This is a genomic window from Arthrobacter alpinus, assembly GCF_001445575.1.
Taxonomy (GTDB): domain Bacteria; phylum Actinomycetota; class Actinomycetes; order Actinomycetales; family Micrococcaceae; genus Specibacter; species Specibacter alpinus_C.
This window is the reverse complement of record NZ_CP013200.1, coordinates 4,024,904-4,048,087: the sequence shown is the minus strand read 5'-3', so window position 1 is coordinate 4,048,087 and position 23,184 is coordinate 4,024,904. Positions and strand designations below refer to the sequence as shown.

22 protein-coding genes and 2 riboswitches are annotated in these 23,184 nt (G+C 61.9%); of the genes, 13 read left to right on the top strand and 9 right to left on the bottom strand.

The features are described 5' to 3' along the window. Window positions 1–63: 63 nt before the first annotated feature. On the bottom strand, window positions 64–1,554 hold the full coding sequence (locus tag AS189_RS17960) for a sensor histidine kinase (protein WP_062292030.1): 1,491 nt from the start codon (window positions 1,552–1,554) through the stop codon (window positions 64–66). 15 nt (window positions 1,555–1,569) lie between these two features. Further along, window positions 1,570–2,280 (bottom strand): response regulator transcription factor, encoded by a 711-nt coding sequence (locus AS189_RS17955; RefSeq protein WP_062294031.1) that lies wholly within the window; start codon window positions 2,278–2,280, stop codon window positions 1,570–1,572. 319 nt (window positions 2,281–2,599) lie between these two features. Here AS189_RS17955 and AS189_RS17950 point away from each other — a divergent pair, with 319 nt between their 5' ends. The 4 genes from AS189_RS17950 (at window position 2,600) to AS189_RS17940 (ending at window position 5,242) form a co-directional block, all read left to right on the top strand. Further along, window positions 2,600–3,709 (top strand): sugar phosphate isomerase/epimerase family protein, encoded by a 1,110-nt coding sequence (locus tag AS189_RS17950; RefSeq protein WP_062292028.1) that lies wholly within the window; start codon window positions 2,600–2,602, stop codon window positions 3,707–3,709. A 76-nt stretch (window positions 3,710–3,785) separates the two neighbouring features. After that, window positions 3,786–4,067 carry a helix-turn-helix domain-containing protein gene (locus AS189_RS21365; protein ID WP_082634420.1) on the top strand — a complete coding sequence of 94 codons (282 nt, stop codon included), beginning with the start codon at window positions 3,786–3,788 and terminating at the stop codon, window positions 4,065–4,067. Continuing rightward, window positions 3,964–4,434 carry a WHG domain-containing protein gene (locus AS189_RS17945; protein ID WP_062292025.1) on the top strand — a complete coding sequence of 157 codons (471 nt, stop codon included), beginning with the start codon at window positions 3,964–3,966 and terminating at the stop codon, window positions 4,432–4,434. The genes AS189_RS21365 and AS189_RS17945 overlap by 104 nt, the downstream gene beginning before the upstream one ends. 85 nt (window positions 4,435–4,519) lie before the next feature. Then, window positions 4,520–5,242, top strand: a complete 723-nt coding sequence (locus tag AS189_RS17940) for a maleylpyruvate isomerase family mycothiol-dependent enzyme (RefSeq protein ID WP_062292023.1) — start codon at window positions 4,520–4,522, stop codon at window positions 5,240–5,242. A gap of 48 nt (window positions 5,243–5,290) precedes the next feature. Here the strand turns inward: AS189_RS17940 and AS189_RS17935 are convergent, their stop codons facing one another. The 4 genes from AS189_RS17935 to AS189_RS17920 form a co-directional block, all read right to left on the bottom strand. Further along, window positions 5,291–6,082, bottom strand: a complete 792-nt coding sequence (locus AS189_RS17935) for a class I SAM-dependent methyltransferase (protein WP_062292020.1) — start codon at window positions 6,080–6,082, stop codon at window positions 5,291–5,293. A gap of 181 nt (window positions 6,083–6,263) precedes the next feature. Next, a complete protein-coding gene (locus AS189_RS17930; RefSeq protein WP_062292016.1) occupies window positions 6,264–8,000 on the bottom strand; it encodes a DNA repair helicase XPB in 1,737 nt (578 codons plus the stop codon). Then, window positions 7,993–9,936, bottom strand: coding sequence for a helicase-associated domain-containing protein (locus AS189_RS17925; protein ID WP_062292013.1), 1,944 nt, complete (start codon window positions 9,934–9,936; stop codon window positions 7,993–7,995). Before AS189_RS17925 ends, AS189_RS17930 begins: the two co-directional genes overlap by 8 nt. A 4-nt stretch (window positions 9,937–9,940) precedes the next feature. After that, window positions 9,941–10,180 (bottom strand): hypothetical protein, encoded by a 240-nt coding sequence (locus AS189_RS17920; RefSeq protein WP_129587340.1) that lies wholly within the window; start codon window positions 10,178–10,180, stop codon window positions 9,941–9,943. Window positions 10,181–10,379: 199 nt separating this feature from the next. On the opposite strand from AS189_RS17920, the gene AS189_RS17915 reads away from it, so the two are divergent. After that, window positions 10,380–10,760 (top strand): cold-shock protein, encoded by a 381-nt coding sequence (locus AS189_RS17915; RefSeq protein WP_062294029.1) that lies wholly within the window; start codon window positions 10,380–10,382, stop codon window positions 10,758–10,760. A gap of 11 nt (window positions 10,761–10,771) precedes the next feature. Then, window positions 10,772–11,368, top strand: a complete 597-nt coding sequence (locus AS189_RS17910) for a DUF3027 domain-containing protein (RefSeq protein WP_062294027.1) — start codon at window positions 10,772–10,774, stop codon at window positions 11,366–11,368. Between the two features lie 118 nt (window positions 11,369–11,486). Here AS189_RS17910 and serC read toward each other — a convergent pair whose 3' ends face one another. Beyond that, a complete protein-coding gene (gene serC / locus AS189_RS17905) occupies window positions 11,487–12,614 on the bottom strand; it encodes a phosphoserine transaminase (protein WP_062292006.1) in 1,128 nt (375 codons plus the stop codon). A gap of 225 nt (window positions 12,615–12,839) precedes the next feature. On the opposite strand from serC, the gene AS189_RS17900 reads away from it, so the two are divergent. From AS189_RS17900 to AS189_RS17875, 6 genes are all read left to right on the top strand, one after another. Beyond that, window positions 12,840–13,535 (top strand): metal-dependent transcriptional regulator, encoded by a 696-nt coding sequence (locus AS189_RS17900; RefSeq protein WP_062292003.1) that lies wholly within the window; start codon window positions 12,840–12,842, stop codon window positions 13,533–13,535. Window positions 13,536–13,648: 113 nt separating this feature from the next. After that, window positions 13,649–13,899: riboswitch (cyclic di-AMP (ydaO/yuaA leader) on the top strand. Window positions 13,900–13,967: 68 nt separating this feature from the next. Continuing rightward, window positions 13,968–14,717, top strand: a complete 750-nt coding sequence (locus AS189_RS17895; RefSeq protein WP_062292000.1) for a M23 family metallopeptidase — start codon at window positions 13,968–13,970, stop codon at window positions 14,715–14,717. A gap of 142 nt (window positions 14,718–14,859) precedes the next feature. Beyond that, window positions 14,860–15,070: riboswitch (cyclic di-AMP (ydaO/yuaA leader) on the top strand. A 4-nt stretch (window positions 15,071–15,074) separates the two neighbouring features. After that, the gene (locus AS189_RS17890; RefSeq protein WP_237759919.1) at window positions 15,075–15,902 is read left to right on the top strand and encodes an NlpC/P60 family protein; all 828 of its coding nucleotides are present in this window, start codon (window positions 15,075–15,077) and stop codon (window positions 15,900–15,902) included. Between the two features lie 447 nt (window positions 15,903–16,349). Beyond that, the gene (locus AS189_RS17885; protein ID WP_062291997.1) at window positions 16,350–17,441 is read left to right on the top strand and encodes a DUF6457 domain-containing protein; all 1,092 of its coding nucleotides are present in this window, start codon (window positions 16,350–16,352) and stop codon (window positions 17,439–17,441) included. 7 nt (window positions 17,442–17,448) lie between these two features. Further along, window positions 17,449–18,705 (top strand): molybdopterin molybdotransferase MoeA, encoded by a 1,257-nt coding sequence (locus tag AS189_RS17880; RefSeq protein WP_062291994.1) that lies wholly within the window; start codon window positions 17,449–17,451, stop codon window positions 18,703–18,705. Continuing rightward, window positions 18,702–19,574, top strand: a complete 873-nt coding sequence (locus tag AS189_RS17875) for an alpha/beta fold hydrolase (RefSeq protein WP_062291991.1) — start codon at window positions 18,702–18,704, stop codon at window positions 19,572–19,574. Before AS189_RS17880 ends, AS189_RS17875 begins: the two co-directional genes overlap by 4 nt. Window positions 19,575–19,642: 68 nt before the next feature. On the opposite strand, the gene AS189_RS20420 is transcribed toward AS189_RS17875, so the two are convergent. Then, a complete protein-coding gene (locus tag AS189_RS20420; protein WP_193393497.1) occupies window positions 19,643–20,635 on the bottom strand; it encodes a hypothetical protein in 993 nt (330 codons plus the stop codon). On the opposite strand from AS189_RS20420, the gene AS189_RS20105 reads away from it, so the two are divergent. Next, on the top strand, window positions 20,634–20,813 hold the full coding sequence (locus tag AS189_RS20105) for a hypothetical protein (protein ID WP_129587338.1): 180 nt from the start codon (window positions 20,634–20,636) through the stop codon (window positions 20,811–20,813). The two genes, AS189_RS20420 and AS189_RS20105, sit on opposite strands and share 2 nt — an antisense overlap. A gap of 42 nt (window positions 20,814–20,855) precedes the next feature. On the opposite strand, the gene AS189_RS17865 is transcribed toward AS189_RS20105, so the two are convergent. Further along, a complete protein-coding gene (locus tag AS189_RS17865; RefSeq protein WP_062294022.1) occupies window positions 20,856–23,183 on the bottom strand; it encodes an FdhF/YdeP family oxidoreductase in 2,328 nt (775 codons plus the stop codon). Between the last annotated feature and the right edge of the window lies 1 nt (window position 23,184).

The following is a 23,184-nucleotide window of genomic DNA, read 5'->3' as shown; positions in this document are numbered from 1 at the left end:
AGGAGCTGACTTGGAGGTAGCGAAACCCCCAAATACCCAACCGTGCGAAGCGCGGCTCCCGGCCTAGTCTGTGGAGGAATCAACGCCGGAAACGTCGGCGTGATGAGGCAGCTCAATGGACAGTGTGGCTCCGCCGCCAGGCGTCTCTTCAACCCTGACGGTGCCTTCGTGGGAAGCCACAATGGCCGAGACAATGGCCAAGCCGAGCCCGCTGCCGCCGGTGTTCCTGTCGCGGGAGGAATCTGCCCGGTAGAACCGTTCGAAAACGCGCGGTGCTTCCTCAGGGGAGATGCCAGGGCCATGATCGCGAATCTTGATGACCGAGTACTGTGTGGCACCTTCCGTCCGGGTCCCAACCAAGACCTCAATGGGAGATCCATCGGGGGTGTACCGTAGGGCGTTGCCCATCAAATTCGTGACGACCTGACGCAGTTTCGCCTCGTCTCCCACGGTCGGCGCAGAGGTGCCAGATCCGCCGTCGAGCCCCAAGACTTTAAAGGTACGCTCACGATCGGAAGCTCTGGCATCCAAGACAGCGTCGTGGCCAATGATGAGCAGGTCAACGGGCTTGAGTTGCAGGGGGCGCTGCTCATCGATACGAGCCAGCATCAGCAGGTCCTCGACAAGCTCGCCCATGCGCTTCGCTTCACTTTCGATCCGGCCCATGGCCGTGCCCACGTCCTCCGGAGTCTGCAGGGCCCCGTGGCGGTACAGCTCGGAGAAGCCACGAATGGTCACTAGCGGGGTGCGAAGTTCATGAGAAGCATCGGCCACAAAGCGGCGCATCTTCTTCTCGGAGGCAGTCCGGGCGGCGAAGGCATGCTCAATGTGGGCCAGCATGGCGTTGAGGGAGCCGGACAATCGGCCCACTTCCGTGGCGGGATTCTCAATATCCACGCGTCGGGACAGGTCTCCTGCGGCAATGGCTGCGGCGGTTTTCTCCACGCGACTAAGCGGCCTGAAGGAACGGGTGACTGTCCAGTACGCGATCATGGTGCCGAGGGTGACCGCGAGAATGGCGACCCCGGCAATGACCACGGCCAGGCGCTCCATTGTCATGTTGAGGGTTTCGTAGGGGAGGCCCACCACCACATAGCCCACATATGGGGTGGCGCTCGGGCTCGTCTCCGCTGTGCTGAAACTGAACTTCTGTGGGGCGATCACTGTCACCCGCCAAGCGGCACCGCCGTCGGTGCTGGCCACAGTGAACTTCTTGCCGTTGAGCGACTGTGCCTGGTCCATGGAGTAGTTGGGGAAGACCGGCTTGTCCTGACCAGAGCGGTTTTGATCCGCCAGTGAACCATCCGAAAAATGGAACCCCACATAGTAGTCAAAAGCAAAGGGCGTCTGGCCAGTGTTCTGCGAGTCCACCGTCCCGTACCCCACAATGGAGCGCTGGAAGGTTGTCAGCTGCGTATCCATCTGGTCTTCCAGAAAGGAATGCAGCAAAAGAAACGTTGTGGCGCCCAGCGCCAGCAGGGACACACTGAGCAGGGCGCTGATGATGGCCACCAGCTGTGAGCGCAGGGAGGCGTTCTTCCACAACGTAATCAATGTATTAGTGGGCGGCTAGCGCTTGTCGGCCGTCCGCAGCACATAACCGACGCCGCGCTTGGTCTGAATGAGGGCAGGCAGGGATGCGTCAATGTCCACCTTGCGGCGCAAGTAGGAGATGTAGGACTCCACGATGGAGGCGTCACCGTTGAAATCGTACTCCCACACGTGGTCAAGGATTTGGGCCTTGGACAGCACGCGGTTCGGGTTGAGCATCAAGTAGCGCAGCAGCTTGAACTCGGTGGGGGACAGTTCCACCGTTTTGCCGGCGCGGCGCACCTCGTGGGCGTCGTCGTCGAGCTCTAGATCGGCAACGCGCAGTACGGCGTCATCATCTTCCGTGGGCTGAGTGCGGCGCAGTACGGCGCGGATGCGGGCCACCACCTCATCCAGGCTGAACGGCTTGGTGACGTAGTCGTCGCCGCCCACTGTCAGGCCGGTAACCTTGTCCTCGGTATCATCGCGCGCCGTCAGGAACAGGACGGGGAAGTGCCGGCCGGCCGCGCGCAGGCGGCGGGTCACGGTGAATCCGTCCATGTCCGGGAGCATGACGTCCAAGACGGCAAGATCGGGATTGTGCTCTTCCGCAGCGGCCAACGCGTCGCGGCCATTGGCTGCGGCGATGACCTCAAACCCGGCGAAACGCAGGGAGGTTGAAAGGAGCTCGCGAATATTGGGCTCGTCGTCTACAACAAGCAGCTTGGCTTCAGGTCCAGTCTTTTTCACCATTTCAGTCTCCGACCATTGGCTGGGAATACGCTGGATATTCCTTGGGTATGTCCTGTCAGCTTACGCCCAGAGAGTTCCCAGCTGCTAGTGGGGACTGCGAAAAATTTCCTGACGCGGCGAGGGAGCGGACCTGGCCGGTCATTAGCTTGGGGCTGGCCGCTCCGGGACAGTTCGTCCAGGTAGGGGGGCTCAGGACCAGTCCAGTCACGGCATTGGTCCAGCCAGGGCAGGGTTGCTTTGCCGGCTCCGGCCATTGTTGGAAAGCGGTTACCGCACTAGTCTGGGACCATCGACCACGCTTTCTGAAAGGTTCACCGTGCCCTTGGCATTTTCCACGCTTGGCTGTCCTGGCGATTCCCTAGCCCAGGTCATCGCCACTGCCCATGCTGCCGGGGCCGCCGGCCTTGAGATCCGGGTGGCTGACGGCGAGTTCGCCTACCCCGGCATGGACGTTGCCGCGCGCACGGCAGTGGTCCGTCAGTTGAACGATGCGGGAATCACGGTGCTCTCGGTGGCAAGTTATGTCAAGATTTGTGAGCCGCTTGATGTCCGGGCGCCGGGTCTAAGGAAGTGCGACGGCGGGACCCTCACCTCGAGCCACGCTGCCGCTGCCGGCGCCGCTGCCACTGACGGCACCGCAGACGGCACCCCTGACGGCACCGCTGTCGCTGCCGCTACCGGCGCCACTGCCCCTGACGCGGCCGGCGCAGCCGGCGGCGCTGACGGCACCGGTGCCGCACCCACGGTCGGCGATGATCACGACGAGCTCGGCGCGAACGATCCGGTCCTCGGGGACTTGCTGGCCGCCGTCGAACTTTGCGCAGAATTGTCCGCCGGCAACACCCCCGCTGGTACCTCCGATACCGGCAATCCCCAGACGGGCCCGCAGCTGCGGGTGTTTCCGGGGGCCGGACTGGAGCCGTGCGATGTTGGGGCGGCGCCGTCGGCGGAGTTGGCGGCGGCGGACCGGCTGGGTGCGCAGCGACTCAATTTGGCGGCTCAGCGGGCCCGTGAGCTCGGGGTAACCATCCTGTTGGAGACCCACGATTCGCACCCGCGTGCCTGCGACATTGTGCGTATTTTGGCCCATGTTGATGCTGCTGCGCCGGTCAAGGTGATCTGGGATCTAATGCACCCGTGGCGTTATGACGAAGCGCCGACCCGAACGGCAGAGCTGCTCACGGACAGTGTGGCCTATGCCCAATATAAGGATGGCGTGCGGAATCCGGGCACCAACTCGGTGACGCTCACGCTGCCCGGGGAGGGTGAGCTGCCATTGCTGGCCATGCGGGATCTGGTGGCCGAGACTCTAGCGGCCCGAGGCATCAGCGATCCGTGGGTCTGCCTTGAGTGGGAGCGCGCTTGGCACCCGGAATTGCCGCCGGTTTCCGAGGCGCTGGGCTCGCTCACAAAGGCTCTGGCTTAACCGCTTGCTCGCGTGCCTGAAAATTTTCCCTAACATGCCCTTGTTTTCCTAATGGTGTTAGGCGCAGACTGAAACTATGGATGCGCTCCAAGACAAGCGGCAAGTCAGGCAGCAGGACAGACGGCACGTCCGCAGGCAGGAAACCATCGAGGAAATCCTTGCCGCGGCCGTTGACTTGATGGCGCGCGACGGCGTCGCTGGCATGTCGCTCTCGGCTGTGGCTCGTGCCGTGGGCATGAAGCCACCGTCAATTTATGAGTATTCCCGGCAAAATCAGCGCTTTACGACTCCCTTTTGCCCAAGGCGCCGCGCAGCTCCTGGCCACGGTTGCAGACGCCAGCAATCTGGAGCGTCATGACGGTGATCCGGTGGCGGCACTTCTTGAAGGAGCCCGAGCCTACATGAGGTATTCGCTTCTGCATCCGGTCATGGCTCAGCTGTTGAACTGGCGGCCGGTGCCGGGCTTCGAGCCCTCGGCGCAGGCGTACGCGCCCAGCGTCACCATGTTTGCTACATCGCAAGCACTGCTGGTGCTTGCCGTCGAGCGGGGCCGGCTCATCCCGGACGCCGCCACCGAGGAGGCCCTGCTGCTGTTCACCTCGGTGGTTGCCGGCGTCGTCTCTCAACAATTAGCCAATGAGCCCCACGCCGGGCCCGAGGATGGCCGGTACGCCCGGCTGCTGGACCCCGCGCTGGACATGTGGCTGGCCCACTACACTCCCTGAGGGAAATCGCCATGAATTCCGCCATCAACGCCACCACAGTTTCCGCCTCCACCAAGGCCGATGCGGCCGCCGCCTACCCTCCGTCATGCGAGCTGTGGCTGATGCCCTCGAGGTACTCACCACCGAACAGTGGCGGCTGGACACCGAATGCACGGGTTGGACGGTTCGTGACATGGCCGCGCATTTGTTGGGTGCCCAAGAAGATCTGCTCAGCGTGGCCACTGTTCTGTGGCGCCGGGAACGCGGACGACGGCGGCACCCTCACCTTTCGCTCTTGGACGCAGCCAACGAAGTTCAAATTCAGGACCACGCAGGCTTGTCGTCTGGTGCCTTGTGGCAGAACTACCGTGCCAACATTGCCAAGGTTGCCAAGCGTGTGGGTAGTTTCCCCTCTTTTCTGGCGGGAATTCCCGTGGACGCCACCATGGCCCCGGGAAATGCTCCGCTGCGTTTGGGGTACCTGTTCAATGTGATCTATCTGCGCGACGCTTGGATGCATGGGATGGATCTGGCGAGGGCAACCGGAGCACCGCGCATCGCCACTGTTCTCGATGCTGCGGTGATGGCACAAATTATGCGAGACGCAGCCACAGCGTGGGGTGAGGGGCCCGCCGTCGAACTTGAACTGACGGGGGAGGTGGCCAGCTCATGGCAGCTGGGTCAGGGCGTGCCAGAAGCGAGGCTGCGCACCGACGGCCTGGAGCTCTGCCGCAGCCTGTCCGGAAGGATACCGGTCACAGATATCAGCACAGTTTCGGGGAATCCGCAGCTGGCAAACTCACTGGGCGAGCTGCGAATCGTGTTCTAAGGGGGCTGGTTCACATGGCGTCTGACCCAAAGGGGACCGGGAGAGATTTCAGGGGAGGTGAGCGTAAATCTCCACCGGGGCCAGAATCCCGGACGTGAAAGCTGTCAAGAGGTTGGACATGGCACCGACCTCCACTCCAACAGGCCCTCCGGAGGACAGTGCGCGCTCCAAAAACTCAACGCCCTCGGCCAGGGGCTTCGCTTCGTGGTCAACGGCAAAACCAGCTTGGGCCAGCGCATCGGTGTACGCCAAGGGCGGTTGCACAAAGGAAGTGTCCGGCGTGACCGCCCACGGCAGGGGATACTGTTCAGTGTCGCCGCCCAGGAGCATGATGTCGTACACGGCAAAGATGCCGCCGGGGCGGAGGACGCGGGCGGCCTCAACAAAGACCTTGTCCTTGTCTTGAATATTCATGCCCACATGGAACATGAGAGCCACATCAAAGCTGTCATCGTCGAACGGCAAAGCCAAGATGCTGCCTTGGCTGAACGTCACGTGGTCCGAGAGTCCGGTGCATTCGGTGATGGAGCGGGCCGCTTCTACGAATTCAGGTGTCAGGTCTACGCCCTGCACGGTTGCCCCAAAATCGTGGGCCACGTGCCGCGAAACGCCGCCCAATCCTGAGCCCAGATCGATCACATGACTGCCCGCATTGACCCCTGCCCGAGTGGCAACGCGCGTGGTAGATGCCGCCCCGCCAATATGCAATTGGTCGGCATTCTGCAAGTCTGCTGGGGCGAAGTGTGCTGGATTTCCGCCGGATTTCTTGACAACGTCCAGCAACCGCTCCAGTATATTGCCGCGGCTGTAGTGGGCGGCTACTGCTTCTTCGGTGCTCATGACGCCTCCAGATGGTGCACGCGAACGGCGGAGAATCCCCTAGTTTTTGATCCTACTCCTGAGTGGGTGTGGCGGAGCAAGGGCAGCGAGGCTTAGTTTGCCAGCAGGGTTGCCGGATCGCATAGGTGAGCAAGAGTTGGTGGGAAACGCGCCATAGGTGAGCGATGGTTTGTGTGAGGGGTTAGTCGAGTTCTTGGGCGTCCATGATCCGATAGGCGTAGCCCTGCTCAGCGAGGAAGCGCTGACGTTTGGCCGCAAAGTCGGCATCCACGGTATCGCGGGCAACAACGGTGTAGAAACGGGCAGTCCGGCCGTCGGCTTTGGGGCGCATGAGCCGGCCCAGCCGCTGGGCCTCTTCCTGCCGGGAACCAAACGCCCCTGATACCTGAATCGCCACGGAGGCCTCCGGCAAGTCCAGCGAGAAGTTCGCCACCTTGGAGACCACCAGCACGGAAATCCGGCCCTGCCGGAACTCGTCAAAGAGCCTCTGGCGTTCCTTGACGCTTGTGCTGCCGGTGATCAATGGAGCCTGCAATGCCGCAGCCAAGCCCTCTAGCTGATCCAGGTATTGGCCAATCACTAGGATTTGCTCATCCGGATGGGATGCCACCAGCGCCTGCGCAACCACAGACTTGGCGGGGGAGGTGGCGCACATTCGGTACCTCCCGCCGTCGTCCGCGGTGGCATAGGCGAGCCGCTCGGCACGGCTCAGGTCCACGCGAACCTCAACGCAATCGGCTGGCGCGATGTGGCCTTGAGCCTCAATATCTTTCCACGGGGCGTCGTACCGTTTGGGGCCGATCAGGGCGAAAACCTCGCCTTCGCGGCCATCCTCACGCACCAATGTGGCTGTCAGTCCCAGCCGTCGGCGGGCCTGGAGGTCCGCTGTCATGCGAAAAATGGGGGCCGGTAGCAGATGCACCTCATCGTAAATGAGCAGGCCCCAATCGTGATCGTTGAGCAGATCCAGGTGCGTGAACAGGCCGTTGCGACGCGTGGTGAGCACCTGATAGGTGGCAATCGTGACCGGGCGCAGCTCCTTGAGCGCACCGGAATACTCGCCGATCTCATGCTCGGTCAGCGTGGTGCGCTTGAGTAGCTCGGCCTTCCACTGCCGGGCGGAAATGGTGTTGGTGACCAGAATCAGGACGGTGGTCCCCGACGCGGCCATGGCGGCCGCCCCCACGATGGTCTTGCCCGCGCCGCACGGGAGCACCACGACCCCCGATCCTCCTGCCCAAAAATTCTCAACAGCCTGGCGCTGGTACGGGCGCAATGTCCAAGGAGTTGGGGTGTTGGTGGTGCTCTCCTTGGTGAGGTCCCCGCTGTCGGCCACAGCCGTGTCCGTCAGCGCAGTTTCAGCCCCGGCAGTGTCCGTGAGCACAGTGTCCGTGAGCGCAATGAGGTGCGCCGTCCCGTCGACGTAACCGGCCAGATCCTCAGCGGGCCAGCCTGCCTGCAACAGCAGTGCCTTGAGTTCACCGCGGGCAGGGCCGTGAACCACTACCGTTAGCGGGTCAACCCGGGCGCCGAGCAGCGCCGCAACCTTTTTTCCGTGGGCCACTTCCTCAAGGATTAACTCGTCGTCACTGCGCAGAACCAGTCCGTGGGTGGGGTCCTTCTCCAGCCGCAGCCGGCCATACCGGGCCATGGTTTCCGCAATGTCCAACAGCAACGGATGGGGCACGGGGTAGCGCGAGAAGCGCAGCAGGGTATCCACCACATGTTCAGCGTCGTGCCCGGCTGCCCGCGCGTTCCACAGCCCCAGAGGCGTGATTCGGTAGCTGTGCATGTGCTCTGGAGCGCGTTCCAAATCAGCGAACGAGGCAAGGGCATGGCGAGCATCGTCAGCCTGCGGATGCGCCACTTCCAGCAGGATGGTTTTATCGCTCTGGACGATCAACGGTCCGTCAGTCATGACGCTCCCTGCTGGTAGTAGTGCTGCCGCTGGATGGGCTTGCATGGTCAGCTTCGATGGGCTGCGGGGCGGGGCTCAGAGGTTCTGGGTCCTGTGGTTTCGCTAGGGCGGAGATGATGCGGTGAATACTGAGCCGGCGCTCCCGTCCCGTAGCTGCCAGCCGGGCCCGCAACATCCCTGCGTCCAGCGACACCGGAAGCAGCAGCAGCTCCTCGATCTCGCCATCCCTGTTCACCGCCCGCACGCGCAGGATCCTGCCGTGCTCCAACGCCTGCCGCAATTCTTCCATGACCAGTGCCGGACCAGATTCGCCCACCCCATCATTGGCCCAGACGGGCTGACTCCGCAAGCGTTTGAGCTGCGCAAGAGCATCTGACTCGTCATGGACGACGCCGGTGCCTGGCACCGGTGGTTGCGCCGCCCACCGCTGAGCTGCTGATGGGGACGGTGCTAGTGCTTGAACGCAGGAAATGCGCGGCTCGGACTCAGCGGACACGTCACCGTCCTGACGGTTCCGGAACACCTCGGCAATGAGGAACTCCAATGATTGTGGCACAGCTGTGCTTGAACGCTCTTGGAGGAAATTCAGCAGGGAGGAACGGCTCATGCCGCCGGAGGCCGCGGCCTCGAGCGAGTGTTGGCTGAACCTGAAGATTCCTGCGGCGCCGCGCCCCTCGGGGACGGCCATGAGCTTAAGCGTCGAGGTGAGCTCGGGGGCTAGGAAACCCGGAGCGATCGCTGTCAGGTCTCCCTGCAGCACAAAATTCTCAACGGGTGCGGGCAGCAATGCGCGCAGGGTTGCCATGGCCACTGCTGGCCGGTTGTTGACGGCCGCACGGCCAGGGACGCTGACCGCACCCGCGCCGGTGATGCCGAGCCATTCCATTTCCTGCACTAGTGCCGGAATTTCGTGGCCAAGGGCGGCAGTCTGCCGCGGATGGAGCCAGCTTATTGCCTCCATGAGCGTGCGGATATCTGGCGCTGCCGCATCGGCCGCGAGCGGGTCAGTGGCCAGAGCTCCCAGGTTGGCAAGAGTGGAAGCCATCTGACGGCGCCACCATTGTGCTTGGCGGGGAGGATCGTAGGGAGACAGTGGCCTGATCTGTGCAGAGGGTGGCCGGACGCTACTCAGCCACGACCGAACCAGGACAAACCACTGATCGGGCCGCTCCAACGCCCTCCAGGATGCTTCATGCGTGCGCTCTTCATGAGTGCTCGAGTCATGAGCGCGCCACCGGCGGTCGGCTTCGTCAAAGGTCACGAGTTGTGCGGCCGCGGCCAGCTCCAGGTAGAAGTGCACGGTTTCGGCCCCGGCATCCAGTGCCTTGGATAGTTCGCGCACCGGGCGGATACCGATGGCGCCACCTCGCAAGGCACTGATTCCCGTATGGCCCACCACGTCCAGGAGCGCGCTCATGGTGCGCAACAACGCTTCAACAGCACTGCCCACGGCGTTGTCGCGTAGCGCTGGGGAGACAGGCGTTAGCCGTGGTTTCGGCGCGCTTGGGAAATCTGCAAACGCGCTGAGGGGAATCGCGCCCGCGTCACCGACGCCCACCCGCAGCGCACCATCATCACTGCCCACGGCGAGCCCCACGGCGGCGAGGGGCAGAAAAAGGCGGGTGCCGCCGTCGTACTTCTGGGTAGGAAGTGCAAGCTCAAGGGGATCCGCACGGAGGATCAGAGCTAGCTCATGAAGCGATTCCAGCTCGGCATGATCGGCGCCGCGGGGAATTGCGGCGAGGACGTGCAACTGCGGGAGGCTGAGCTGATCGAGCGCGGCGTTGATGCTGGCGGTGGTTGCGAGGCGGCTGGCGAGGTCGGCGAAGTTGGCCACCGGGGGAGTGATCGCGTCGGGGCGCAGGGTAAAGAGCCGGAGTAACTGGTGGTCAGTCCGGCCGGCCAGATCGGCGGCGAAGGCAGCCAGTGTGCCCAAGGATCTAAAGGCGGCGGCGGGCGGCCACGGAGAACAGAACGCTGGTTCCCATCATGAGAAAGGCCAACGGAAGGGCGATCATGGCGATCCAGTTGAAGCCAGGCCACGGAGTGCCGCCGGCCCATTTGCTAAGCAACACCACAATCAGGGCGATCAGGGCGACCATGGCCATGGCCATGGCTGTGTAGTTGAACAGCTGCCAACCGCGGCTTACGCGCTGCGGGGCGGAATATAGGGGGCTCATGAACATAACGCTAACAGCGGACAGGAAAGGCACAAAGCCGCGCAGTTTTCTTCAACACGGTAACCTTGTACTCAGTAGAGCTGCGCAACCTACCGCTGCAGGCACCGCCCGCCAGATTCCCGGGACCGGGAACGGCGTAGAGCAACCGCACAGGTATGGAATGCAGTTCGCGACTTTCAACTTTTAAGGGGTAATGACAGTGCCTATCGGCAAAGTGAAGTGGTACGACAACGAAAAGGGTTTTGGCATCATTGCGGCCGACGACGGTCGTGAGGTTTTCCTGCGAGCCAACGCCCTCCCAGCTGATGTCAGTGACATCAAGCCCGGAATGCGCATGGAGTTTGGTGTGGCCGACGGACGCAAGGGAGCCCAAGCCATGGCTGCGAAGATTCTTGACCACAGCGCCTCCGTGGCCAAGGCCAAGCGCATGCCCGCCCGCGATCTGGCCCCGATTGTTCAGGACCTGGTTTCGCTGCTTGAGCACTCTGTTGGTTCTCTCAATAACGGCAAGTATCCTGACGGCGACGCAAGCAAAATTGCTGCTGCGCTGCGCAAGGTTGCCGACAACTTCGACGCGTAACGGTGCCCACCATGACCGAAATTCCCAGCACTACAGCCGCCGATGCAGCTGATAATCCCGAAGCGCTGCCCGGTATTCCGGTGTGGCGTGTGGGTAAGCCTGACGCTTTCCTCGCAGCTGATGTGAGCACTGCTCGAGCTGCTGTGGCCACCATTGCCAGCGATGCAGCCATTGGTAAGCACCTCGGCGCGCGCAGTGAAGGTGTTCGCTGCGTGACGCACTTGTTCGAGTCCCGGCAGCCCGGATACTCCGGCTGGGTGTGGTTTGCCTCGTTGAGCCGTATTTCGCGCAGCAAGGAGTCCACGGTCAACGAGGTTGGCATGCTGCCCACCGAAAAATCCGTTCTGGCGCCTGCCTGGGTGCCGTGGGCTGAGCGGGTTCGTCCCGAAGATCAGCAGGACGACGCCGCTGAGCAGGCCACCGGTTCTTCTTCCGAGCGGGACGCGACGGAAGCGCACGACGACGGTGCTGACGCCGGCACTGTTGATTCCGGCGCCTTTGATTCGGACGCCTTTGATTCGGGGGACGATTCCGGGACTTCTGAGGATGACGACGCTGACGGTTTCGATGACGCTGATTCTCAAGATGGCGCTGACGAGAATAACTAGCTCAGAGTCTGCACCCGAGCCTCACTCAAGGTGAGCCGCCCGGGGTAGATAAAGATCACGCAAAAGCTAAGGCCGCTTCCTTTCCAGGAAGCGGCCTTAGCTTTTTGGTTCTTGAGAGCTAGATGTTCTCAATGACGTAGTCGATGCACTTGGTCAGTGCCGTGATGTCATCGGGATCGATGGCCACGAAGGTTGCGATGCGCAGCTGATTGCGGCCCAGCTTGCGGTAAGGCTCGGTGTCCACGATGCCGTTGGCGCGCAGCACCTTGGCAACAGCGGCAGCATCAACCGACTCGTCGAAGTCGATGGTGACAATGACGTTGGAGCGGTCTTCCGGGTTCACCACGTACGGGGTGGCGACGGCGGATTCCTCGGCCCAAGTGTACAGGCGGCCCGCGGAATCGGCCGTACGGGACGAGGCGAAGTCCAGGCCGCCATTGTCATTGAGCCACTGGACCTGGTTGTTCAAGGTCACCAGCGTGGAGAGCGCAGGCGTGTTGTACGTCTGGTTCAACAGTGAGTTGTCAATGGCCGTCTTGAGGTTCAGGAAGTCCGGAACCCAGCGGTCGGAGGCGGCGATGCGAGCTGCACGCTCAAGGGCTGCGGGGGAGAACAGACCAAGCCAGATGCCGCCGTCGGACGCGAAATTCTTCTGGGGCGCGAAGTAATAGACATCGCTCTCGCTCACATCAACGGCCAGGCCGCCTGCGGCGGAGGTCGCATCGATCAGGACCAATGAGCCTTCATCGGCACCGGCAACGCGCTTCACGGGGGCAGCGACACCGGTGGAGGTTTCGTTCTGGGGCCAGGCGTAAGCGTCAACGCCGGCTTCGGCGACGGACACCGGGCGCGTGCCGGGATCGGCCTTGATGATGGAGGACGCGGCCAAGAACGGCGCGTTGTTGGTGGCAGAGGCAAACTTGGAGCCGAATTCGCCAAAGGAGAGGTGCTGAGCTTTGTTCTCAACGAGACCAAATGTTGCCACGTCCCAGAACGCGGTGGAGCCGCCAACGCCGAGGATCACTTCGTAGCCGTCGGGAGCGTTGAAGAACTGCTTCAGACCGCTCCGAACATCGCCTACCAGGTTCTTGACCGGGGCCTGACGGTGGGAGGTGCCCAGCAGGGTGGTACCGGCCGCGGAGAGCGCCGCAACCTGCTCGGGACGAACCTTGGACGGACCAGCGCCAAAGCGGCCGTCGGCCGGTCGCAGGTTGGCAGGGATGGTGAGGGGCGTGGATTCGCTCACGAGTTGCTCCAAAATTAAGCGATGGAAGGTGTGTATTGAGCCAAGGGCTGTTGCCAATTCTGCCGTATGAAGTAGGCCCAGAGGAAAAATGTCTCACCAACTGGCGTATTAACACGACTGTGCAAAGCCGAGCGCCGCTGGGTTTCCCGGGACGGGCCGAAGCAGGATAACGTAGAGATGATGTCTTATGCCTTAAATCTTGCCCAATAACAGGAGGACGCTGCCGTGGCTGATCTGATCGACACAACTGAAATGTACCTGCGGACCATCCTCGAGTTGGAAGAGGAGAACATTGTTGCCTTGCGGGCGCGTATTGCTGAGCGCTTGCACCACTCGGGCCCCACCGTTTCCCAGACCATCGGGCGAATGGAACGCGATGGCCTGGTGATTGTTTCGGGCGACAGGCACTTAGAGCTGACGGCAGATGGCCGTGACAAGGCGACACGGGTCATGCGCAAACACCGACTGGCCGAGCGGCTGCTCTCAGATGTCATTGGGCTGGACTGGGCCTTTGTGCACGAGGAAGCCTGCCGTTGGGAACACGTCATGAGCGAGAGGGTCGAACAGCGTCTGTTCGATCTCTTGGGCCGACCCAAGGAATCTCCTTATGGCAACCCAATTCCGGGTCTGGAAGAGCTTGGCGGGGACGAAGCTCCTCTTTTTGCTGCGGGATTGGTCACACTAGTTGACGCCATGAGTAGCTATGCGCCGGATCAAGAAGTCATCATTCACAGGCTGTCCGAAAGGATACAGGTGGAGCCCGAGCTACTGCTCCAATTGGATGAGGGTGGATTGCGCCCTGGGGCCCGTATTTCCTTGGAACAAGTGGGGGAATACATCTCCGTGCGAGTCCCTGGAATTGAGGGTGCATTGGAGCTGCCGCCAGAGGTTGCATCTCACGTTTTTGTCTCCATGAGCTGACAGTTTTCTTGACATAGAACTATTGATGAAACAGGTAACGGAATTATCACGTTTACCGCTCGTACCGTATAGTAATAATCTGACGCCGTAACCAAAGCGTTACCGGACTGCGACACCGAACCTTGCCTTCGCAGCTCGGACAGTAAATATTCAGGCAAGGGCGGGGGAACCACTTTTGATGGACTAATTGTCCGTCTTGGGGTGAAGTCCACACTCGAAATGCAATACACGAAAAATGCCTAGACGCAGCTTCATTGCTGACTGCGCCTTGACTATACGTGTGCCTAAGAGCTTTGGGCCGGGTCAAAAGATACACTCTCTGATCCGAATCCGACAGCTAACTTCGCAGGTGCTTAATCAGAGAGGTTTTTAGTGTCAGAGGTCAAAACACGGGGACGACGCCGGTCGTCGTCGCCGGTAACGCATGAGCTCATGAAAGTCCCCGGCAGCCGTCGGGAAGCAATTGCCGCAGAGCGTGCAACTGCCCCATCCAGCCTTTCAGTAGCCGCGCTGCTGCGTGCCGGAGCCGTCAGCGGCGCTGGCCAGAAAATGGGCGTTGCCATGGCAGCTACAGGCTTGGTCCTGGCTGTCACACTTCCTTCCGCGCATGTCGCCGAAGACATTCCCCTGGAGGCCGCAGCGGCTGTTTCCGCGGAAACACAGGTCACAGCGGGTTCTGCGATCCCCATTACTTTCGCTACACCGGATATCAACAGTGCGTTGAACCCGGACGGCCAGCTCAAGGCAACGCTGGAGGTCAACGCATCTAACGTGACCCCGCAGGCCTCCAAAGGCACGCTGTCAGCGCCGCTGAAGACCTTGGTTGAAAGCTCACCATTTGGTAACCGCATCAGCCCCATCACCGGTCAGGTAGATGAGCGCCACACCGGCCAGGACTACGCCACCGCGAGTGGCACTGAAGTACTCGCAGCCGCAGGCGGAACCGTTACATTCTCGGGCTGGCACGACTTCGGCGGTGGCAACCGCGTAGTGGTCGACCACGGCAACGGCCTCTCCACCTCTTATAACCACATGAGCTCCAACCTGGTCAAGGTTGGGCAGAAAGTGGAACGCGGAGACATCGTTGGACTCAGCGGTTCCACCGGCGCATCCACCGGGCCCCACCTCCACTTTGAGGTCATCATTGACGACGAGGTTGTCGACCCCAAGGGTTGGCTTTAATTCCTCCACACCCCCTTCTTGATTACGACTTCGTCACAAGACCGTGACCTGAACGTGACATTGGGAAAATTCTGCTGTACCGTCGTAATCGCGCCAACTTCGAATAAAGCTGGCGCGCATGAGTCGATTGCCTAGCTCTGCCACTACTCATGGTCCGTTCGTATCAATCGTCTGGCAGGGGCGGGGGAACCAATAATCGGGATTCGTGTTTCCTGCGAAACCCTAGGGGTGAAGTCGCAAAGCGTTCGATCACTGATGAGGAAGCAATTCCTGAACAGTGAGTCCACGTGGAGCGGCCGGGTGACTCCCATCCGAATCCGACAGCTTACCTCGCAGGCTTTGGGAGAGGAATCCTTCTTGGCTTCAATTACTGCCCTCGGGCGCCACCGCGCCGAGGTTGTTAAGACCAGTCCGATCTCCACCCTCACGAAAGCCGTCACTTCCAATGTCGGCGGGGTTGGTCGTCAGGCAGCTGTTATCGCAGCAGCCTCAGGACTGGTATTGACTTCCGGTATCGCCGCAAATGCTGCTACTCCCACTGTGGAGCGCACTTCGGACGGTGCAACAACGATGAACCTGAACACGGGACTGGCTTCCGGGATCACGGCAGCATCGACGGTGAAGATTTCCTTCGCCACCCCCGCTATCACCTCCACCCCTGCTCCTGTTGTTGAAGAGCCGGTAGTTGTAGAGGCACAGTCCAGCGAAGTTCAGGCTGAAGTCGCAGCACCTGTTGCTGTTGCTGACGCTGCAGCTGTTGACGCAGCACCTGTTGCTGCTGAAGCCGCTCCGGCCGCCGCTCCGACTGTAACCATCAACACTCCTGAGGCCCCCACGCAGCAGGTTGCTAGTGGAGTCGGCGCAATCATTGCCAGCGCTGCCTTGGCTCAGCTCGGCGTCGGTCAGGACTGCACCGCGCTGGTCCGCAACGCTCTGTCTGCCGCTGGGATTTCCTGGGTTGGCTGGCCTGGTGACTACCTGAATAAGGGCCGGAACATTTCCCAGGGCGAAGCTCAGCCCGGCGACTTGATCTACTATGCAGATGGTGGCGTGGGCTTGGCTCACATCGCTGTTTACATTGGCAACGGTCAGGCAGTTCATGGCGGTTACCAGGGAACCACCAAGATCGCAGGAGCTTCTATTCCTGGAGCTTCAGCCCCCGTCTTCATCGCCGTGGGTCACTAAGTTTCACCAGCTTTTTGCTCAAAGCCCCGTCTTTTGACGGGGCTTTGGCGTTTAAACCCGCATCCGCGCTTATTTAGGCGCACCCTCCTGCCCTGAACAGCACCTCCATGGCCATCGCTGTCCAATAGTTTAGGACCCGGGGACGTGGAATTTTCGGCATCATCCAAAGGGTCAGTCCATTGGGTGATGTTGGCCAGCTGGATCGAGTGCATGGCCCGCCGCGGCGCCGGCCGGATAAAATATGTTCGTCAGGGTTCTTGCCGTGCTGCGACCGCCACGGTTGAATAGCTCCTGCCTGTAGCTCACACAGTTCTCTGGTGTCTCGGCGATCCGCCATCAAGTGCACATCAAGCCGGTATCCTCTGGGTGGGGCACGCGAGCGTGCATCCTCCGGACGGAGCACTGACACGGAAGCGTCACTACCGAGCGGACCGATACGATGGCCACATGACTGACCATCAAGAAGCACCCCTGCGCGCGCTCATTCTCGCAGGCGGGCTCTCACGCAGGCTTGGCGGGGTGCCCAAAGCCGGGCTCATAATGGATGGCCAAACTCTGCTGGCACGCACCGTCGATGCGGCTTCCCATGTAATCTCCACCCACAAGAGCGCCATCCTGCGGACGGCAGCCCACCAGAGCCCCGCCCATCAGAGCCGCGCCCATCAGAGCGCAGGCCTCCAGAGCCCCGTGGAAGAGGGCGCACACGCAGCGCTCGGTGCGGACACAGCGGCGGGAGGCATCGCCGTCGTGGGTCCCGGAGAGAAGATTACTCAGTGGCTCGAGACTGCCCAACACGCCAGCGAGGTGACGCGGGTCCAGGAAAATCCACCGTTTTCGGGGCCGGCTGCCGGACTTGCTGCGGGTGCCGAGGTCTGGGACGGTGGCTCTGGTCATGTGCTGGTCCTGGCGTGCGACATGCCGCATGCGGGTGAGCTGGCTCAGCTGTTGGCACAGGAATTGCGCGGATGTACTCCCGGGCAGGGTGTCATGGCGGTGTCCGAGGGGAAAAAGCAGCCGCTGGCAGCTATCTATCCATTGGCGCAGCTGCGGGCCGCGGCAGCTGCGGCGCGGGCGGCGCACCGTTTGGATAACGCGTCGGTTTTCTCTCTAGTTGCTAGTCTGAACATGAAGGAATGCGCCGTCCCAGCTTCACTGACGGCCGACATTGACACTTGGGCGGACGCCCGCACGCAGGGCATCGCGGCGGGGTCTGCCGGTACGGAAGGCGCACTGTTGGAAAATCATGATGAGCTGTTGGCACAATGGACCCAAAAGTTGTTGGAAGCCTTTGAAATTGGGGACATCGAGGTAGACATTCATGCTGTGCTGAATGTTGCCGGCGTCGCTGCGCACTCGATCGTGCGTCCGGCCGCGCCGCTCACCACGTTCGTGGCGGGGCTGGCAGCCGGCTTGGCCGCGGGTTCGGGACAGGCTCCCGAGGCCAAGGCCATGAAGGCGGCCCTCGGGTTGGCAAAGCAGTTAGCGGCCGCGCAGGCTCCAGCCGTGGAATCCGCCGCCGAGAACTCTGCCGGAAAATAGCGTTTCCATGGGGGAGGAAACCAGCTCCGCAGGGACGGCAAGCTCTGCTGCGGGCGCTGCCGACGAACCGGCGCTGTCTTCTGCCGTGCTGCCCCACACCTGGCAGGAAGCGCGCGATGTTGTCTGGAATGCCGCCGAACCGCTAACAGCGCATCCGGTTCCGCTATCTCTGGCCGTGGGTCGAATTCTCGCCGCGGACGTGTTTTCTGGCCACCCCATGCCCCACTACGCCTCCTCGGCCATGGATGGGTGGGCCGTTGCTGGCAGCGCCCCGTGGATTCTGGCCGAGCCTGGAAGCCGGCTGTCCCCGGGCCAGGCCGTTCCCATTGTTACCGGCGGTCTGATTCCCACGGGTGCGAAGGCCGTGTTGCGCAGCGAATCGGGTGAGCTTTCCAAGGACGACGACGGCCTGCCAGTTTTGGTCCTTGGCGCCGGCGCCCGCCCGGGCGAGCCGAAGAACGGACAACACATCCGCCCTGCCGGCCAAGAAGCACCGGAACGTGAATTGTTGATCAAATCCGGCACCACCTTGAATCCGGCCCATGTGGCATTGGCGGCGCTGGGAGGCCTCGACGAACTGCGTGTGCTTGGCCGCCCTGCCGTCAAGATTGTACTGACAGGCGATGAGGTGGTTGCCTCAGGAATTCCCGAACCCGGATTTGTGCGCGACGCGTTCTCGCCACAGCTGGGCGCCGTGGTGGCCATGTTGGGCGGCACGGTGGTTGGCCTGCAGCGCGCGGCCGATACCCTTGCCTCCATGCTGGACGCCCTGGCCGACGACGAGGACGATCCTGCCGACGTGGTCGTCACCACCGGCGCCACCGGACATTCCAGCGCCGATTTCCTCCGCGAAGCCATTCTCTCCATGGGTGGTACTTTCCACGTTCCGCACATCGCCATGCGCCCGGGCCACCCCACCTTGCTAGCCGAATTACCCGATGGACGCTTCATCGTGGGCCTGCCCGGCAACCCGCTGGCCGCCATGATTGGCCTCATGACCCTGGGCGCACCGCTGCTGGCCCGCCTCGGGAGCCTGCCGATGCCGGCACTCACCGAGGTACCTTGTGGCTCACCCATCAAGGAAAACCCAGGGCCCACCCGCATCATGCCCTACCGTCTGGTCTACGGCCTGGCCTCGCCATGCGCCCACACCGATTCAGCCATGATGCGCGGACTCGCAGCGGCCGACGGCGTCATGGCGGTGCCGCCGCACGGAGCTAAAATGGGGGAGCCGCTGCCCGCGATGGTCCTGCCGTGGAAATGAGTGCTGGCTCGGAGCGGGTCTTTACCTGCCCCGACGGCCGGGCATTGCATGGCACCGTCTTTGACGTGCCCCGCGGCGTGGAACGGCGGGGCACTGTTGTCATCGCCTGTGCCACAGCGGTCAAGGCCACTTACTACCACCGCTACGCTGCCTTCTTGGCTGCCAACGGTTTTGCCGCTGTCACCTTCGACTACCGGGGGATTGGCGAGTCCCGCGGCGGGGCCCTGCGTGGACAAAGGATTCGCTGGTACCAGTGGGGCTCCCAAGATATCGACACCGTGTTGGCGTGGGCCATGGAACACTCGGGCGGGCTGCCTGTGAACTTCGTTGGCCACAGTTTCGGCGGCTTCGGTGTGGGAATGGCGGAGCATGCGGCCGGGCTCTCACGCATACTGACAGTCGGCGCCCAGCATGCTTACTGGCGCGACCTCACACTGCGGCGCAAGGCCGGGCACTGGGGACGTGCCGCCGTGATGCTGCCACTGGTTGCCGTGATGGGGTATTTTCCGGCCAAGCGGCTGCGCCTCATGGAGGATCTGCCCGCTGGCGTGGCTCTTGACTGGGCACGTTCCCGCAAGGACTTTACAACGGCAGCCGCGGGCTCCCTGTGCGATTCCCTGCGAGCCCATCAAGCTGCTGTGCGGGCCCCCATCTTGGCATTGGCGCCCAATGATGATGAATACGCCACCATTCCCGCTATGAATCGGGCGCTTTCCTACACACCCAACAGTCCCTCCCGCGTGATCCATTTGCTTCCGGCAGATTACGGGGAGAGCTCACTGGGCCATTTTGCGCTGTTCCACAGCCGCTACCAGGACACCTTCTGGAAGCAGACCCTGGACTGGCTGGGCCGCCGCATCGATCCGTGAGATAAGGCTGTTCTGCGTGGTGAGAGGGACCTTTTCTCACGGATCGATGACCAAGGGGTGTGTCGCAGTCACCTGATGTCCTTGCGGACATGCAGCTGACCGAGCAGTGAGCGCCTGGCCAGATTCGCTGGATCGTCCCACCCTCCGAGAACAAGCATTCGCGCTATTTTGGTGATGGCTACCAGCCCGCCTTTCCCCATGTCGTGCTTGTTGATCACGCTCTGGTGCCATCCCAGAGAAGTGGTCAGGAAGTTCCGGTCGTGGTCCTTGGACTGTTGTTCCGGACTGAAATGATGGCCTCCGTCATATTCAGCACAGGTGCGGTAACGAGGGCAGGACAAATCCGGAGCAACTTGGGGAGTCCCTGCGGCGTCCTTGATTTCATAGTTGCACATGAACTCAGGAAGGGCCCAGCGCTGGATACACAGCCTGAGCTGGCTCTCAGGTGCTGAATCCGAGCCGACCCGGACGAGTTCCATCGCTGCCACCAACTTACGTATTCCGCGCAGTCCGCGGTGCTGATCAATGTATGAGCGCAGCTCACTGATTTCCACCAACGGGAGCTTTGGCGGGCCAAAACTACGGTTGTGGGCGCAAACAATCTGGTCCGCAACGGCCACGAGTTCATCAACTGTGAGCTCGGGTGCGATATCCAGGAGTGTTCTTTGCACGGACGTGACTGGAATGCCTCGTACTACGGCATAGTCAGTCGGCACCAAGGATATTTCGTGGCCGTAGACCCGGTTGCGCTGTGGCCTGCCTTGTCCCAGGTTTTTCGACAAGTGAATGTCCTGCATGTTGAGGAAACGGAACGGGAGCCGAAACTCATGGAGCTGGGCTGCGGTGATGTGGCTGATGACACTGGTGGGAGTCACGGAGGTGACTGCCCTGCACCGCTCAATCAGGCTGACATCCGCGGGGTGAGGCAGGCGGACGTCTCGGTACGGCGTCGAAAGGTCTGAGGCTCGGGTTCGGCCGCGAGTGACACCCGCTTGCAGAGCTTGAGCGAGCGTGAAGGGTCTGCCAACAAGGTGCAGGGGAAGCGGTTTCGGAGTTCTCATGTCTCCATTGACGGCCTTGTCCGCGTCCTACTCCACCATGATTGGTGGATTTGTGAACAGAACGGCGGAGGGCGGCCCTGTGGAGGAAGCAACGGGGCTGGCCAGTGGGTACTTTTGCGGTGATCAGGGAGGAAATGCCGCTTCGCAGCCATCGATCCGTGAGGAATGGTCGCTTTGATCTGTCAAAGCGACCATTCCTCACGGATCGATGAAGGAACGGTCAGGCCACGGGCTCCAACCGGATGACCACTGACTTGGAGGTGGGGGTTCCGCTGACATCAGCCTTGGAATCGAGCGGGACCAGAACGTTGGTTTCGGGATAGTACGCGGCGGCGCAACCCTCGGGGGTGGAGTAAGCCACGACGCGGAAGTTCGGGGCACGCCTATCCACACCGTCCTTCCATTCCGAAACCAGATCCACCATGGTGCCGTCGGCGATGCCGAAGGAATCCAGGTCCTTCTGGTTCACAAACACCACGCGGCGCCCGTTCTTAATGCCGCGGTAACGGTCATCCTTGCCATAGATGGTGGTGTTGTACTGGTCGTGAGAGCGCAGGGTCTGCAACAGCAGACGGCCCTCGGGCACCCGCGGGTACTCCAACTCATTGGCCGTAAAGTGGGCCAGCCCGGACTCGGTGGTAAAGGACCTCGAATCGCGCGGGCCGTGCGGCAAGATAAAGCCGCCGGGTACCTCGATCTTCGCTTCAAAATCCTCGAATCCGGGGACCACTGCCGCAATGTGGGACCGGATCAAGCTGTAGTCCCCAGCCATCGCGGCCCAGTCGGCGAGGGGCGCACCCGGGCGGGTGCCGCCGTCGTCCGTTTCAAAAAGCAGCTGCGCGAGACGGCACACAATGGCGACCTCGGAGAGCAAATTATCCGACGCCGGAGCGAGCCGGCCGCGCGAGGCGTGCACGGCGCTCATGGAATCTTCGACAGTGACGCGCTGATCACCGCTGGCTTGAGCGTCACGCTCGGTGCGGCCCAGCGTGGGCAGGATTAGGGCAGAGCGGCCCGTAATAAGGTGCGATTTATTCAGCTTGGTGGAAATCTGCGCCGTCAGGGAGAGCTTATTCAGTGCGGCTTCGGTGACAGACGAATCCGGGGTGGCCCGGACAAAGTTGCCGCCCATGCCGAGGAAAACCCCTGCCAAACCGTCGCGCATCGCCTCGATGGCGGCCACCGTGTCAAAGCCGTGAGGGCGCGGAGAGGAGAAGGAGAACTCGGCATCGAGGGCGTCGTGGAAGGAATCCGGCATGCGCTCAAAGATGCCCATGGTGCGATCACCCTGGACGTTGGAATGGCCGCGGACCGGGCACACGCCGGCGCCGGGCTTGCCGATGTTGCCCTGGAGCAGCAACACATTAACCACATCGCGCAGCATCGCCACTGAGTGTTTGTGCTGCGTCAGGCCCATAGCCCAGCAGACCACCGTGGCCTTGGATTTGATGAGGCGTTCGCCGGTGGCCCGGATTTGCGCCTCGGTGAGCCCGGTGGCCGTGACAATCTCGGCCCACGTGACGTGCTCGAGCTGTTCCAGATACTCGCCCAGACCGGTGGTGTGGGAGTCGATGAAGGCGGTGTCAAAGATGCGGCCGGCATTGGGGGAGCCGGGGCGGCGCTGTTCCTCGAGCAGGAACTTGCCCAGACCCTGGAACAGTGCCTGGTCGCCACCGAGCTTGATCTGCAGGAAATCGTCGGCCAGATCAGTGCCGCCGCCCACCAGACCGCGCGCAGTTTGTGGGTTTTTGAAGTTCATCAGCCCGGCCTCTGGCAGCGGGTTGACAGCCACAATCACAGCCCCGTTTTTCTTGGCCTTTTCCAGCGCCGTGAGCATGCGGGGGTGGTTGGTGCCGGGATTCTGGCCCGCAATGAGGATCAGCTCGGACTGGTAAATGTCCTCCAGCGACACCGAGCCCTTACCAATGCCAATGGTCTCCGTCAGGGCCGAACCGCTGGACTCGTGGCACATATTGGAGCAGTCGGGCAGATTGTTGGTGCCGAGTCCGCGCACCATCAGCTGGTACAGGAATGCGGCCTCGTTAGATGTTCGCCCGGACGTGTAGAAAATCGCCTCATTGGGGTTCTTCAGCGCCTTGAGTTCATCCGCTAAAATCCCTAGCGCACGCTCCCAGGAAACGGGAACGTAGTGGTCGCTGCCCTCGGCGAGGTACATGGGATCGGTCAGGCGGCCCTGTTGTCCCAACCGGTAATCGTCCCACGTGCGCAGCTCGCTGACGCTGTGCTCTGCGAAGAACGACGGCGGCACACGCCTGTTAGTTGCCTCCTCGGCGACAGCTTTGGCACCGTTTTCGCAAAATTCCGCCTTGTGCCGCTTGTCGGATTCGGGCCAGGCACAGCCCATGCAGTCAAAGCCGTCTTTTTGGTTGACTTGCAGCAAGGCTCGTGCAGCCCGGAAGGGGCCCATCTGCTTGAACGAGATCTCCAAGGAGTGAACAACGCCGGGAATACCCACGGCCTTCTTTTTCACACTTCCGACTGAGAGTTGCTGTTCGTCAATGTTTTCCTGCGGCGCTTTGCCAGCCATG